Source organism: Streptomyces sp. NPDC050423 (assembly GCF_040655445.1).
GTDB lineage: Bacteria > Actinomycetota > Actinomycetes > Streptomycetales > Streptomycetaceae > Streptomyces.
The window spans coordinates 41,862-57,701 of the sequence record NZ_JBFAJY010000044.1 but is presented as its reverse complement, the minus strand read 5'-3'; the positions used below and the strand labels follow the sequence as shown (position 1 = coordinate 57,701).

7 protein-coding genes are annotated in these 15,840 nt (G+C 74.0%); 5 read left to right on the top strand and 2 right to left on the bottom strand.

Going from position 1 to position 15,840, the window contains the following annotated elements; genetic code table 11:
- Positions 1-34 precede the first annotated feature (34 nt).
- Positions 35-385 carry a hypothetical protein gene (locus AB0I52_RS27595; RefSeq protein WP_363077031.1) on the bottom strand — a complete coding sequence of 117 codons (351 nt, stop codon included), beginning with the start codon at positions 383-385 and terminating at the stop codon, positions 35-37.
- Between the two features lie 165 nt (positions 386-550).
- Positions 551-937: a hypothetical protein gene (locus tag AB0I52_RS27590; RefSeq protein ID WP_363077029.1), complete on the bottom strand. Its 387-nt coding sequence runs from the start codon at positions 935-937 to the stop codon at positions 551-553.
- A gap of 321 nt (positions 938-1,258) precedes the next feature.
- On the opposite strand from AB0I52_RS27590, the gene AB0I52_RS27585 reads away from it, so the two are divergent.
- From AB0I52_RS27585 to AB0I52_RS27565, 5 genes are read left to right on the top strand one after another with little or no spacing between them, the layout of a single operon-like run.
- Positions 1,259-2,605, top strand: coding sequence for an MFS transporter (locus AB0I52_RS27585; protein ID WP_363077027.1), 1,347 nt, complete (start codon positions 1,259-1,261; stop codon positions 2,603-2,605).
- On the top strand, positions 2,589-6,119 hold the full coding sequence (locus tag AB0I52_RS27580) for an amino acid adenylation domain-containing protein (protein WP_363077025.1): 3,531 nt from the start codon (positions 2,589-2,591) through the stop codon (positions 6,117-6,119). Before AB0I52_RS27585 ends, AB0I52_RS27580 begins: the two co-directional genes overlap by 17 nt.
- Positions 6,104-7,156: a MupA/Atu3671 family FMN-dependent luciferase-like monooxygenase gene (locus AB0I52_RS27575; protein WP_362961850.1), complete on the top strand. Its 1,053-nt coding sequence runs from the start codon at positions 6,104-6,106 to the stop codon at positions 7,154-7,156. Before AB0I52_RS27580 ends, AB0I52_RS27575 begins: the two co-directional genes overlap by 16 nt.
- Entirely contained in the window at positions 7,156-11,853 is a 4,698-nt protein-coding gene (locus tag AB0I52_RS27570; RefSeq protein WP_363077023.1) for an amino acid adenylation domain-containing protein, read from the top strand. Before AB0I52_RS27575 ends, AB0I52_RS27570 begins: the two co-directional genes overlap by 1 nt.
- Entirely contained in the window at positions 11,850-15,839 is a 3,990-nt protein-coding gene (locus AB0I52_RS27565) for an amino acid adenylation domain-containing protein (RefSeq protein ID WP_363077021.1), read from the top strand. The genes AB0I52_RS27570 and AB0I52_RS27565 overlap by 4 nt, the downstream gene beginning before the upstream one ends.
- Position 15,840 lies beyond the last annotated feature (1 nt).

Genomic DNA, 15,840 nt, shown 5'->3' with positions numbered 1-15,840 from the left:
CTCCGGTGCGGGGCGTGCTCGTCGAGGCGCGGGATCACATGGCGGGGGACGTCGGGCCCTTGTCGTCGTTGGTCGTGTCGGTGATGCCCGTCGGGCCCTTGTCGTCGTTCGGGGTGGCGACGATGACGGTGGGGCCCTTGTCGTCGGCGAGTACGCGGGTGCCGATCACCGTCGGGCCCTTGTCGTCATTGGGGGTGACGATGACCGTGGGGCCCTTGTCGTCGGCGAGTACGTGGGTGCCGATCACCGTCGGGCCCTTGTCGTCGGCCACAACCTGCTGAGTGCTCCGGGGGCTGTGCGACTGACCCGCCTCGACCGTGACGCCGAAACCGAAGGCCAGCGTCGCCGCGATGATTCCGAAGAGCCCAGCAAGCTTGTGTCCCATGGTCCCGCCCCTAAGTAGTGTTTGTGGGTTTTGCGGTGTTCCGCTTCCCGACACCACTGATGTTGCTGACCGGCGTTCCCGGTCCGTTCCTGCCCCGGTACCGCCGCTGGGAACTGCCGCGGGAACGGACCGGAATCGCCTGCCCAAAGGGCTTCTGGAACCCGGCTAGTCCACGTGGAGCTGGCAGGCGGTGACGCGGGGGCCGACGGGCGTGAGCACCACGCGGGTACGGGCGGTTCCCGACTCGTGGCCGGCCAGGTCGAGGAGCGATCTCACGAGGGAGCGGAGTACGGCACGCTCCGTCTCGTCCAGGACGGCCGCCCCGGCGTCGTCCCCGGGCGGCCACTCCACGATCCCGGCCACCGTGTGCATGCCGTCCTGGGTTCTGGTCTCGACGCTGAGCTGGGGGCCCTCCAAGGACTCCGGTGCGGCGTACGGGCGGGAGTGAACGCCGGACGCGACATGCTCGGCCCACCGCTCCACGGTGGACAGGTCCTCGAAGGCCTGGCGCAGCTCCGTCCCGTCGGGAGAACGATCCCTGGGGTCCTTCACTTGAGTACTCCTTACTGCAGACAACTACGCAACGACCCTTGCCGTCCCGGCTCCCGGTTCCCTCCCGATCCGTTCCCGCTTCGTTCCCGTTCCCTCATTCGCTAAGGGAACGCAGCGGTAATCGGTGGCCGCATGATGACCCCGTTCGATTCAGACAGGGATCCGTGGTGATCCGCAGGTGATGCGACATCCGGGAGATTGAGGCGTGGTAACCAAACCATTCGACGGCGGCGGCACGATGTGCCGGAAGCCGGTACACAACGGACCCGAATCCTGATGGGCGCCCGGACATCAAACGATATTCCCGGCCGTTTCTCGGGAATGGGCCCCTTTCTCCTTGTCTGGTCGGGTCAGGCGGTATCCCTGGCAGGCAGCGCGGCGGTCCGGTTCGCCTTCATCGTCGAGGTGTGGTCGTCCGGTCAGCGAGCAACTGCCGTCACCATCCTCTCGCTGTGCGCCATGCTGCCGCAGGCCGTATTCAGCCCCATTGCGGGCGCAATCGTCGACCGGATATCCAAGCGCGCCGCGCTTCAGATAGCCGATGCCGGCGGGCTCCTCGTCGTGGGTTCGCTGGCCCTGTCCCACTACCTCGGCGCGTTCCAGGCCTGGCAGGTCTATCCGGCCGCCGTGCTGCTCGGTGTCTGTGCCGCCTTCCAGTTCCCGGCCCTGTCGTCGGCCGTTCCCCTGCTGGTCCGCAAGGACCAACTCGACCGTACCAACGGCCTGTTGGCGGGCGCGAAGAGCGCCGCCGGAATCGGCGGCCCGGCGCTGGGCGGTCTCCTGCTCGCGCTCTTCGGGATCGGCCCGACCCTCCTGGTCGACGTGGCGAGTTACGCGTTCGCCCTCGTCGGCGTTCGGATCGTGCGCTTCACCGGCGACCGGGTGACGCGGAAGCCCGGCGCACCTCGGCGGCGGATCATGGCCGACTCCGTCGAGGGGCTGCGCTATCTGTTCCGGGTGCCCAGCCTGCGCGACCTGATCATCAACTTCTGCGTCGTCAACCTGGTCATGGTCTTCGGCTTCGCCCTCATCTCGCCGATGGTGCTGCTCCGGGCCGGGAACGGCGCACTCGCCGCCGTCAACACCTCGGTCGGGGTCGGCGGGGTGGCCGGCGCCCTGCTGATGGCGGCCTGGGGCGGTCCCGCGAACCGGGGCCGGGGCATGATGCTCGGCGTGGTCGGCATGTGTCTCTCCGGCCTGGTGGTGATGGGTCTGATGGGCGGTGTGACCGGCTGGTGCCTGGCCATCCTGGTCGGCGCGCTGCTCATGACCCTGGTCAACGCCTCGATGCAGACGATCGTGCAGACCAAGGTCCCCCATGAATGGCAGGGCCGGGTCTTCGGCGCGGTGATGTTCCTGTCGCAGATCTCCGTGCCCGTGGCCATGGCGGTCTCCGGACCGCTCGCCGACCACGTCTTCGAACCGCAGGCCGCTCAGGGCTCCGGCCTCTTCACCGTGCTCGGGCCCCTCGTCGGCGACTCTCCGGGCAGCGGTATGGCGGCCATGTTGTTCCTGGCCGGCATCGGCGGGACCGCGGTGGCCGTCTGGGGGCTCGCCAGTCGTTCGATCAGGGACATCGACACGCTGCTGCCCGATCTCGACGCGCCGCGGGAGCCGGTCGGACAGAGCGACCACCAGGGAGGTGACCGCGATGAGGTGCACGCATGAGCTGTTCGAGGAGCAGGTGGCACTGGCGCCGGGCGCGACCGCGCTGATCGACGGCGACGAACGGATCGACTACGCCGAACTCGACGTACGGGCGGACCGGCTGGCCGCTCTGCTGGTCGCGCGGGGCATCCGGGCCGGTGACACGGTCGGGGTGTACCTGGAGCGATCCGCCGCGCTCGTCGTGTCGGTGCTCGGCATCCTCAAGGCGGGGGCCGGCTATGTGCTGCTCGACCCCGGCTTCCCCGCCGGACGGCTGCGCGCGATGGCCGAGGACGCGGGAACGGCCGTGGTCGTGTCGGCCCGGGGCACGGCGCCCGAGGGGCTCGGCACGGCGCAGGTGCACATCGAGGACGCCCCGGGGGCGCGGCCGCTGCCGCGCGGCACCGTCCCGGTCCGGCCGGACGACATCGCGTGCGTGATGTTCACCTCCGGATCGACCGGGCGGCCGAAGGGCATCGCCGCGTCGCACCACGCGCTCACCTCCACCCTCACCGGACAGGACTTCGCGTCCTTCGGCCCCGGCTCGGTCTGGCTCCAGTGCGCGCCGCTGTCCTGGGACGCGTTCGCCCTGGAACTGTGGGGGCCGCTCATGAACGGCGGGACCTGCGTCCTGCACCCGGGGCGGCGGCCCGAACCCTTCCTGATGGCACGGCTCGTCGCCGAGCACGGCGTCACCTCCATGTACCTGTCCGCCTCGCTCTTCAACGTCGTCGTCGACGAGTACCCGCAGGTACTGGACGGGCTGCGGGAACTCGTGGTGGGCGGCGAGGCGCTGTCCGCGCCGCATGCGGCCCGTGCCCTGGAACACCGCCCGGACCTGCGGCTGAGCAACGGGTACGGCCCCGTCGAGTGCATGGTCTTCCTGACCGTCCACCCGGTGGCCCTCGCCGGACTCGGCGACGGCCCGGTGCCGATCGGCAGGCCGCTGGCGGGCAAGCGGCTTTTCGTGCTCGACGAGGAGCTGCGTCCGGTCCCGGACGGCGGGACCGGTGAGATCTACGCCGCCGGGGCGGGCCTCGCCCGTGAGTACCGGGGGCGGCCAGCGCTGACCGCCGAACGCTTCGTCGCCGCCCCGTCCGGCGAGCGCGTCTACCGCACCGGTGATCTGGGGCGGCGACGCGCGGACGGAGTCCTCGAATACCTGGGGCGGGCCGACAGCCAGGTGAAGATCCGGGGCTTCAGGGTGGAGCCGGGTGAGGTCGAGAGCGTACTGGCCAGGCATCCCGGCATCGACCGGGCGGCGGTCCTCGCCCATGAACACCCGGCGGGCGACCGCCAGCTGACCGCGTACGTCGTGCCGCGCGGTGGCCGACAGGGCTTCCGGGAAGCGGAGTTGCGCGCGTACGCCGCCGGCGTGCTGGCCGACTACCTGGTGCCGGCGGTCTTCGTACCGCTGGACGCGCTGCCGCTGACCCCCAGCGGGAAGCTGGACCGGGCCGCCCTGCCGGAGCCCGGAGCCGCGGCGGCCCCGGCCGGCCGGGCGGCGGCGAGCGGGACCGTGGCCGCGCTGTGCGGCCTCTTCGCCCGGGTGCTCCGCGCGGAGGCGGTCGGCCCGGACGACGACTTCTTCTCGCTCGGCGGCCACTCCCTGCTCGCCGCACGGCTGCTGGGCCGGATCCGTACCGTGCTCGGCGCCGAGATCGACATCCGCGGGCTGTTCGAGGCGCCCACCCCGGCGCTGCTCGCCCCGTTCGTCGACACCGCTCCCCCGGCGCCGCCCGTCGCCGCTTCCGCGCCCGGCACCGCCTCCGGTGTGCTTCCGGTCTCGCACGCGCAGCACCGGCTGTGGTTCCTGGACCGGACGGGGGCGGGCGCCGCGTACAACCTGCCGATGCTGGTACGCCTGCGGGGCGCGGTCGACGCGGCCGCGCTGGGTGACGCCCTGGCCGAGGTCGCCGACCGGCACGAAGTGCTCCGGACCGTCTTCGAGGAGGCGGACGGCGCCCCCGTGCGGCGGGTGCTGAGCGGGGCGGCCGCCCGGCCGCCCCTGCGTCACCTGCGCGTCGCCGGGGACTCGGTGGACCGGGAGATCGCGCGGGAGGCCCGCCACCGCTTCGACCTGCGGACCGAACTCCCTCTGCGCGCCACCCTGTTCACCACCCGGGAGCGGCCGGAGGAGCACGCACTCCTGGTGCTGGTCCATCACATCGCCGGTGACGGGTGGTCCCTGCGGCCGCTCTTCCGCGACCTGTCCCGCGCCTACGCGGCACGGGCCGGGGGCGCGGACACCGGACTCCCGCCGCTCGCCGTCCCGTACGCCGAGCACGCCCGTCAGCAGCTCGACCGGCTCGGCTCGCCGTCCGATCCGCACGCGCTCGCCGCCCGTCAGCTCACGTACTGGCGCAAGGAGCTGGACGGGCTGCCGGCCGGTGGTCCGCTGCTGCCCCGTCGCACCGGGCGGCCCGCCGTACCCGGACCGGCCGCCGGGACCGTGGTGTGCCGGCTGGACGCGGCAGCCCACGCCCGGGTCGTCGGGTCGGCTCGCGCCCGGGGCGCCACCCTCTTCATGGCGCTGCACGCCGCGCTGGCCACGGTGCTGGTGCGGGCCGGTGCGGACGAGGACCTGGCGGTCGGCGCACCGGTGGCGGGCCGGGCCGGGGACGGCAGCGTCGAGGACGTCGTCGGGTTCTTCGTCAACATGCTGGTGCTGCGCACCGATCTGTCCGGCGACCCCACGGCGGCGGAGCTGCTCGCCCGGGTGCGGGAGACGGACCTGGCCGCGTTCGGCCACCAGGACGTGCCGTTCGAGGACGTGGTCGGGGCCCTCAACCCACCGCGCTCCCTGGGCCGTCAGCCGTTCACCGACGTGGTGCTGGCGCTCCAGAACAACGCACGGGCCGAGGTCACCCTGCCCGGTGCCGAACACGGCGTCGAGGTCGTGCGCACCGGCGCGGCCCGGTTCGAACTCCTGGTGGACGTCACGGACTCCACCACGGCGGACGGTGCACCGGACGGGCTGGCCATGACCTTCGAGTACCGCGCCGACGCACTGGAGGCGGACTTCGTCCAGTGGCTCGCACGCGCCCTCCCCGAGGCCCTGGAGGCGGCCGCGGCCGCTCCCGACGCGCCACTGTCGCGGCTGGGGCTCGGCGCGCCGCCCCGGCGGGCCGGCCGGGGCGACCTGATCACCGCGCCGACCCGGCGACGGGACACCGCCGAACGCCCGATGACCGCGCTGGAGCGGGAGACCGCCGCCGTGTGGTGCGAGGTCCTCGGCGTGCCGAGCGCCGGCCCGCACGACGACTTCTTCGCCCTCGGCGGCAACTCCCTGCGCGCGGTACGTGTCGTCGCCCGGCTCGGCGCCGGCCGGCCGGTGACCGTGGCCCAGCTGTTCGCCGCACCCACGGTCGCCGCCTTCGCGGCCGAGCTGGAACGGGCGTCCGCCCTGCCCGGACCGGTCGCCCCCGCCCCGATCCCGCGCCGCCCCCGGGTGCCCCGGCGCCCCGAGACACAGAACCAGACCCAGACCCAGCCCAGCAGGAAGCAGGAGGAGCGGCAGTGGACCTCAGTGTGATGTTCTTCGGTGCGGACAGCACCACCGCCGGCGAGGCCCGGCACACCGAGACGTACGAGGACATCCTCGCCGTGGCCCGTACGGCCGACCGGCTCGGGTTCCACGCCGTCTGGACCCCCGAGCGCCACTTCCAGCAGGTGGGGCAGGTCTTCCCCAGCCCTCCGGTGCTCAGCGCGGCACTCGCCGTCGCCACCGAACGGATCGGGATCCGTGCGGGCAGCGTCGTCCTGCCGCTCCACCACCCGCTGCGGGTGGCGGAGGACTGGGCCGTCGTGGACAACCTCTCGCACGGGCGGGTCGGCCTCTCCGTCGCCACCGGCTGGCACTCCAAGGACTTCACGCTGGCCCCCGAGCAGTACGCGGACCGGCGGCGGACCGCCCTGGAGACCATCCCGCGGCTGCGTGCGCTGTGGGCGGGCGAGGCCGCCGAGTACCCCGACGGCACCGGCACCCCGGTCTCCGTGACACCCCAGCCCCGGCCCGTGCAGGACACCCTGCCGCTGTGGGTCACCACGTCCGGCAACCCGGAGACCTGGGAGGCGGCCGGCGGGCTGCGCGCCGGAGTGCTCGGCGCGACGGTCGGGCAGAGCCGGGAGGAGCTGGCCGAGAAGATCGCCCGCTACCGCGCCGCCTGCGCCGCGGCCCCCGACCAGCGGGGCACCGACGCACACGGCCGGGTCACGCTCATGGCCCACACCTACGTCGGCGCCGACGACGCGGAGGTCCGCCGGATGGCGGGCGCCCCGCTCAAGACCTATCTGGCCTCGTACGTCCGCCAGACGGCGGCCAACCGGTCCGCGGACCCCACGACCGCACAGCTCACCGAGGAACAGACCGCGATGATGGCCGACTTCGCCTTCGAACGCTATCTGAGCTGGGGCAGTCTGCTCGGCTCTCCCGGCCACTGCGCCAAGATGCTCGCCGATCTGGCCGAGCTGGGCGTCGACGAGGTCGCCTGTTTCATCGACTTCGGTATCGGACGGGACGACGTACTGGCCGGGCTGCACCGGCTGGCCGAACTGAAAGAGAACCTGTGATGAGCGCCCCCACCGTCTCGCGCCCCGTTCCGGGCGCGGCGTCCCCGTCCATGGCCGACCGGTTCGGCGCGCTCGGCCGCGAGCAGCGGGTCCGGCTGATGCGCCGTCTCCTGGAGGCGGGGCGGGCCCGCGAGATACCCGCCGTCATACCGCCGCGCGACCCGGCCCGCCGGGTGCCGCTCAGCCCCGCGCAGCACGACCTGTGGGTGTACGACTCGCTGTATCCCGGCACCCCGGCGCTCAATCTGTGCGCCGCCTACCACTTCGAACGGCCCGTCGACCCGGCGCATCTGGAGGCGGCGCTGACGCTGATCCAGCGTCACCACGACATCCTGCGGACCCGGATCGTGACGGATCCGTCGGGCGAGCTGCATGTCGAGTTCCCCGACGACGGGGCCTTCGGCCTGGAGCACGAGGACCTGCGGGGCACCGGCGGGACGATCGGCGAGGCCTTCGAGGCCTTCCGCAACCGCCCCTTCGACCTGGGCCGGGACAAGCTGATCCGGGCCCGGTTCGTCCGGGTCGACGAACGGTGTTCCACCCTGATGCTGAGCCTGCACCACACCATCAGCGACTGGTGGTCGTTCGATGTGCTGCAGAACGAGTTCGCCCAGGCGTACGGCGCCCTGCGCGACGGCCTGGAACCGCCCCTCACCCGGCCCGAGGTCCAGTACGCCGACTTCTCGTCCTGGCAGAGCGAACTGGTGGAGGCCGGGGTCTTCGGGAGCCGGCTGGACTTCTGGCGCCGCTATCTCGCCGACCCGCCCGGTCCGCTGACCGTGCCGGGCGCCGGCACCGGCACCACCACCGGGGGCGACGGCATCGCGAACGTCCCCTTCCACATCGACGCGGCGACCACCGCCGCCGTCCGGGCCCTGGCCCGGGAGCGCGGCGCCTCCGTCTACGTCGTCCTCATGGCCGCCTTCGCCGTCCTGGCGCACCGGGTCAGCGGCGCCGACGACCTGGTGATCGGTACCCCGATCGCCAACCGTGCGGCCAAGGGCCTCGACCAGGTCATCGGGTACGTCATGAACGCCGTGCCGACCCGCTGGCAGGTGCGCCCGGACCGGTCGTTCGCGGATGTGCTCGCCGGGTTCGCCGTCGACTTCCCGGATCTGATGGCCAACGCGGACGTGCCCGTCGGCCGGATCGTGTCGGCGGCCGCGCCCGAGCGCAGCGCGGGCCGGGCCCCGCTCTACCAGTGGGTGTTCATGCACCTGACGCAGCAGCCCAGCGTCACGGTGATGAAGGAGTTCGCTGAGCCCGAGCGCATCCACACCGGCGGCGAGCACGACCTCGTCGGTGTGGTGAAGGACAGCGGCGACGGCATGGAGGGCAGCTTCGGTCTGCGTACCGACGTCTTCAGCCCGGCGACGGTGGCCCGCTGGACGCAGTGCTACGTCGAGCTGCTGCGGCAGATCACCGCCGATCCCACAGCGCTCGTCGGGGACATAGACCTGGTGCCCGCGGCCATGCGCGGTGAACTGCTGGCTCATTCCGCCGGGGCCGCCGCCCCCGCTCCCGTCTCACTGCCCGCTCTGGTGACCCGGCAGGCGGCCCGCACGCCGGACGCCCCGGCCGTCGAGTCCGCGGGGCGCACCCTGAGCTATGCCCAGCTGGACGAGCGGGTCGCCCGGCTGGCCGGCCGGCTGGTGCGCCTCGGTGCCGGCCCAGGGCGGATCGTGGCGCTCGCCCTCGCCCGCGGCAGCGACTGGCCGGTGGCGGCGCTGGCCGTCCAGCGCGCCGGCGCCGCGTATCTGCCGCTCGACCCCGCCCACCCGGCCGGGCGCATCCGCCGGGTCATCGCCGAGGCCGCGCCCGTGCTCCTGATCACCGAACCGGGCGCCGCGCCCCTGGGGACGGACCTGCCGACGCTGGTCCTCGACGAGGACGCCTGGGCCGGAGCGCCGCTGCCGCCCGGTGGCCCGGAGCCCCACGACGTCGCCCACGTCATCCACACGTCCGGCACCACCGGCACTCCCAAGGGCGTGCTGGTCACCCATGCCGGGGTGGCCGGGCTCACCAGGAGCCTGGTGGACGGCGTCGCGCTGGACGCCGGCAGCCGGGTGCTCCAGCTCGGGCCGCCCTCCTTCGACATCTCCGTCGGCGAACTGTGCCTGGCCTTCGGCTCGGGCGGGACCCTGGTGCTGCCGCCCCCCGGGCCGCTCGTGGGCGCGGACCTCGGGAGGGTGCTGGAGGAGCGGCGGATCTCCTGCGCGTTCGTCCCGCCGTCCGTGCTCGCGACGGTGCCGGCCGGTCCGCACCCGCGGCTGCGCGCGCTCGTCGTCGGCGCGGAGGCCTGCCCGCCGGACCTGGTGGCCCGCTGGGCCGTCGGGGGACGGCGGTTCCACAACGTCTACGGGCCCACCGAATCCACCGTCGTCTCGACCGGCTCCGGGCCGCTGTCCGCCGACGGAACGGTGCCGCCCATCGGTACACCGGTGGCGGGCACCACGGCCTACGTCCTGGACGAGCGGCTGCGGCCGGTTCCGGCCGGGACGGGCGGCGAGCTCTATCTGGCGGGCGACGCGCTCGCCCGCGGCTACCTGGGGCGGGCCGCGCTCACCGCCGAACGGTTCGTCGCCGACCCCTGCGGTCCGCCCGGCAGCCGCATGTACCGCACCGGCGACCTCGTCCACCGGGACGACAGCGGCATCACGTACTACCTCGGGCGCGGCGACGAGCAGGTGAAGCTGCGCGGGCTGCGGATCGAGCCGGGCGAGATCGCCGCCGCCCTGGTGGAACACCCCGCCGTGGAGCGGGCGGTGGCCGTCGTACGGCACGACCGGGGCACCGCGCAGCTCGTCGCGTACGTGGTGCCCGCGCCGGGCGCGGAGAGCGACGAGGACGCGCTGCTCCTGCACGCCGCCGAGCGCCTGCCCGCGGCGATGGTCCCGGCGGCCGTGGTCACTCTGGACGCGCTGCCGCTCTCGTCCCACGGAAAGCTCGACCGGGACGCCCTGCCGGCGCCGGCGAGACGGACCGGGGACACCGTCCGGCTCCCGGGGTCGGCGCGCGAGGAGGTCCTGTGCGGGCTCTTCGCCGAGCTGCTGGATCTCGAACAGGCCGGTGCCGACGACGACTTCTTCCGTCTCGGCGGTGACAGCATCATGGCGATCCAGTTCGCCGCGCGGGCGCGGGCCGCCGGCCTGGTGCTCTCGCCGCACGACGTGTTCACCGTGCGCACCCCCGCCCGGCTGGCCGTGCTGGCGCGGACGCCCGACGCCGACGCCCCGGCGGAGGCGGACACCGGAACCGGGCGGCTGCCCCTCACCCCGGTGATGCACTGGTGGCGCGAACAGGCCGTGGACACCTCGGCGTTCACCCAGTCCATGCTGTTCCCGCTGGCGCCCGGCACCGGGCTCGACGCGATCGAGGAGGCCGTCGCCGCCCTGACCGAGCGGCACGCCGCGCTGCGGATGCGGCTGGTGTGCGACGGCGCTGCCGGCTGGGAGCTGGAGGTGCCCGCCGAGAGCGCTCCGGCCGGGGCGCGAGCCGTCCGGCTGGCCGTCGCGGCGGACACCGATCTGCACTCCCGGGCGACGGAGCTGGCACGCACCGCCACCCTGCGGCCCGAGGACGGCGAGATGGTCCGGGCGGTGTGGCTGGACCCCGGGTCCGGCCGGCCCGGCGCCGTGGTCCTGACCGTGCACCACCTGGCCGTCGACGGGTTCTCCTGGCGGGTGCTCGGCCAGGAACTCGCCGCGGCGCTCGACCGGCGCCCCGGGGACGGGGCGGCCCCCGCGAGGACCGCGTCGTTCACCCGGTGGTCCCGGCTGCTGTCCCGGGAGGCCGCCCTGCGCACCGGTGAACTCCCGTGGTGGGAGAGGCAGCTGGCGGACAGCGCGGCACGGCTCACCGGCGACCGGGAGCCGGGCGGACGCCGCGAGACGTTCACCTTCGAGCTGGGCCCCGAGCTCTCCCGGAGTGTGCTCCTCACCCTGCCGGCCGACTTCAACTGCCGTCCCGACGCGGTGATGCTGACCGCGCTGACCGCGGCGGCCGTCCAGCGGCGGGGAACCGGATCCGCCCTGCTGGTCCATCTGGAGGGCCATGGGCGGGAGGCAATATCCACCCAGGTCGACGTGTCGGGCACCGTCGGCTGGTTCACCACGCAGTACCCGGTCCGGCTGGACATCGGTGCCGCCTCGATGGAGCCCGGCGGCCGGCCGGGAGAGGCCCTGAAATGCGTCAAGGAGCAGTTGCGGGCGGTGCCTTCCGGCGGGCTCGGCTGGGGACTGCTCCGCCATCTCCACCCGGAGACCGGCCCGGCACTCGCCGCACTGCCCGCACCCGATGTCCGCTTCAACTATCTGGGCCGGTTCACCGCGACCGACGCGGCGGGCGGCCGGCTGCTCGACCTCGGGCCGGACGCCGTGCCGCTCGCGCACACCCTGGAGGTGGACGTGCTGGCCCGCGAGGAGAACGGCGAGCTCCTGGTGGAGGCGAGCTTCTCGTACCCGTCCGGAGTGTTCACGCACGACGAGGCACGCGCACTGGCCGGGGCCTGGTCCGAGGCGCTCGGCGTCCTCGCGGACCACTGCGGGCCGGACCGCGGAGCCGTCCACACCCCGTCCGACTTCCCGCTCGTCGACCTCACCGGGGACCAGCTCGAACTGCTCGCGCAGGACATGGACTTCGGTGACCTCGACGGCCTCGACACCGCGCACGACGAAGAAGAAGGGGAACGACGATGAACGCGCGCATCGCGGACGTACTGCCGCTCTCCCCGCTCCAGGAGGGCCTGCTCTTCCACGCCGCCCGGGAGACCGCGGGACCCGACCCCTATCTGGTGCAGGCCCGGTTCCGGGTCGGCCCGGGAACCGCCGAGGAGACGGTACGGGCCTCGTTCACCGCACTCCTGGACCGCCATCCCAACCTGCGCTCCTGCTTCCGGCACGAGCGCCTGGACCGGCCGGTCCAGGTCGTACCCAAAGCGGTCACGGTGCCGTGGGCCGGCGTGGACCTGACGGGCCTCGCCCCGGACGAGGTGCGCGTACGGACCGAGGAGGCGCTGCGCGCGGACGCGGCACTCCGCTTCGACCTGGCCCGCCCGCCGTTGGTGCGTGCCACGTTCCTGCGCAGCGACACCGGCGCCGAACTGGTCGTGTCCTTCCACCACATCCTCCTGGACGGCTGGTCGATGCCCGTCGTCGAACGGGACCTCGCGGCCCTCGTGGCTGGGCGGCCGCTGCCGCCCGCCGCGCCCTACCGGGACTATCTGGTGTGGCTGGGCGGCCAGGACCGGAACAAGGCCGAGGCCGCGTGGTGCGAGGCGCTGGAGGGCCTGGAACGGCCCGCGCTGCTGGCCCCCACCGGGCCGGACACGGCACCCGACCGCTCCCGGGTGTGGCTGACCACGGACCTCACCGCAATGCTGGTGCGGCGGGCCGCCGCCGCGGGCGTCACCCTCAACACCCTGGTGCAGGTCTCCTGGGCCCTGGTGCTGGCGAGACTGACCGGCTCCCGCGACCTGGTCTTCGGCGCGGTCGTCTCGGGGCGCCCGCACGACCTGCCCGGCGTCGAGTCGATGGTGGGCCTGTTCATCAACACCCTGCCGGTACGGGTCCGGCTGCGGGACGGCGAGCGGGTGGACGAGCTGCTGCGCAGGATCCAGGACGAGCAGTCCCGGCTGCTGGCCCACCACCACGCCCGCGCCGCCGAGGTGCAGCGCGCCGTGGGGGTCGGTGACCTCTTCGATTCGATCATCGCCTTCGAGAACTTCCCGCGGACCGACGGGAGCGAGGCCGCCCCCGGCGCGGTACACCTGGCGAAGGTGACGGACGCGACGCACTACCCGGTCACGATCGCGGCGGTCGCCGAGGACCGGCTGCTGCTGTCGGTGAGCTGCCGCCGGGGCATCTCGGCGGCAGCGGTCACCGGGCGCCTGGCCCATGTGCTGGAGCAGCTGGCCCGTTCGCCTCGGACACCCGTGGACGACATCGACGCGCTGCCCCTCGCGGAGCGGCACGAGCTGCTGGCCCTGGCCGACGGCCCGTCCAGGGCGCCCGCCGCGCCCGCCACCGTGACCGGGCGGTTCGCCGCCCAGGCGGCCCGTACCCCGGACGCACCGGCCGTCGACGCGGACGGCGAGATCCTCAGCTACGCCCGGCTCGACGCCGCGTCCGACCGGCTGGCGGGCCGGCTCGTCCGGGCCGGTGTGGCGCCGGGGCGGACCGTGGGCCTCCTGCTGCCCCGCTCCGCGTCCATGGTCGTCGCCCAGCTCGCCGTCCTCAAGGCCGGCGCCTGCTGGCTCCCCCTCGACCCGGCGCATCCGCCGGAGCGGCTGGCCCGGCTGCTGGCCGCGGCGGCTCCCGCCCTCGTTCTCACCGCGCGGGCCGACTCCACCGGGACCCGGCTGCCCGCCGGTACCGCGGTACTGGACGTCACCGAGGAGTCCGGCCCGGAGCCCTTCGACGGGGTCGCCGCCCATCCCGGGGCCGCCGCCTGCGTGATCTACACCTCGGGCTCCACCGGAGAGCCCAAGGGAGTGGTCGTCCCGCAGCGGGCGATCACCGAACTCGCCGCCGACGGCCGCTTCGCGGGCGGCGCCCACCACCGGGTGCTGCTGCACAACCCGTACACGTTCGACGCCTCGACGTACGAGGTGTGGGTCCCGCTCCTGAACGGCGGGACCGTGGTCGTCGCCCCCGCCGAGGCGATCACGCCCGACCTGCTCAAGCGGGTGGTCCCCGACCGGGGGGTCACCGCGCTCATGCTCACCCCCGAACTGCTGCGCACCGTCGCGGAGATCGCGCCCGACGCGCTCCGCGGACTCCGCGAGGTGTGGTCCGGCGGCGACGTCCTCGCACCCGGCACCGTGCGCCGCCTCCATGAGCACTGCCCGGGAACCGTGGTCGTCAACGGGTACGGGCCCACCGAGACGACGGTGTTCGCCACCGCGCACACCGCCACCGAGGAGTCGGCGGGTCACCCGGGCGGCGTCCCCATCGGGCGCCCCCTGGACAACACCCGCGCCCATGTCCTGGACGACCGGCTGCGCCCCGTGCCGGCGGGCGCCACCGGTGAGCTGTACATCGGCGGCGCCGGGCTGGCCCAGGGCTACCTCGGGCGGCCGGTGTCCACCTCGGAGCGGTTCGTCGCCGATCCCTACGGGCCGCCGGGCAGCCGTATGTACCGCACCGGGGACCTGGTCCGCCGACTGCCCGACGGGGCCCTGGAGTTCGCGGGCCGGGCCGACGACCAGGTGAAGGTGCGCGGCTTCCGCGTGGAGCCCGCCGAGGTCGAGACCGTGCTGACCGGCTGCCCCGGCGTCGCGCGGGCCGTGGCCGGCGCCCGGCCGGACGCGGCGGGCGGCAAGCTGCTGGCCGCCTGGCTGGTGCCGGTGAAGGGCGCGCACGACGGTTCCGGTGCGCGCCCGGACGAGGCGGAGCGGTGGCAGCGCACCCTCGACCGGGCGCGGGCGCACGCCGCGGAGCAGCTGCCCGCGCACCTGGTGCCGTCCCTGTGGGCCCGTATCGAGGAGGTGCCGCTCACCCGCCACGGGAAGGTCGACCGGGCCGCGCTCCCCGACCCCGGGCCCACCGGGGAACCTGCGGCCCACCGCACTGCGCGCACCCCGCGCGAGCGCGAACTGTGCGCCCTGTTCGGCACGGTGCTGGGCGTCCCGGCGGTCGGGCCCGACACCGACTTCTTCCTGGCGGGCGGGCATTCGCTGACCGCGCTGCGCCTGAAGTCGAAGATCGAGACGGTGCTCGGCGTCCGGATCCCGCTCTCGGCCCTGTTCGACGCGCCCACCCCGGCCGCTCTCGCCGCCCGGCTCGACGCGCCGGTGTCCGGGAAGGGCCCGGCTCCGCGGATCGCGCTGCGCCCCGGCCGTAACCAACCCGCCTCCGCGTCCACGACAGCGACAGCCCGTCCGCAGCACAACAGCCTGGCGCCCGTGCTCACTCTGCGGGCCGGCGAGGGCCTCACTCCCCTCATCTGCGTCCACCCGGGGCTCGGCCTCGGCTGGTCGTACGTGAACCTGCTGCCGCACCTCGATCCGGCCCGCCCCGTACACACCCTCCAGAGTCCGGCGCTGCTCACCGGCGTGGACCGGCTCCCGCCGTCCATGGGCGAGATGGCGGAGCTGTATCTGCCGCGCATCCGTGAACTCCAGCCGCGGGGCCCCTATCTGCTCCTCGGCCGGTCCTTCGGCGGGGCCCTCGCCCACGAGCTGGCGGTGCGGCTGCGCCGGGCCGGCGATGAGGTGCGGATGCTCGCCGTGGTGGACGCCATGCCGATGCCGGACGAGATCCTCGGCACTCCGCTGGACCCCGCCGCCGTCGAGGACGAGATGCTGCGCATCCTGCTCCACTCCCACGCGCCCGGCGCATCGGTACCGGACGGGCCGCTGGACCGCGCCACGGTGTTCTCCACCAGCCACGAGGGCGCCTTCGACGGCCTCTCCGAGGCCCGTCTGCACGCCCTGGTCGACATCGGCGCGCACCACAGCGCGCTCGTGCGGACGTGGCGGCCGTCCGACTACGGCGGCGGGATCACGCTCTTCTCCGCGACCCACGACAGCTGGCCGACCACGGCCGAGAAGACCGGTGCCTGGCGTCGCGTGGCCGCCTCGCTCGACGTCCACGAACTGGACTGCGGCCACAGCGACGTACTGAATCCGGGCCCGGCGGCCGAGATCGCCGCGGTCCTCGAATCCGCCCTCCGAAGGGACTGAA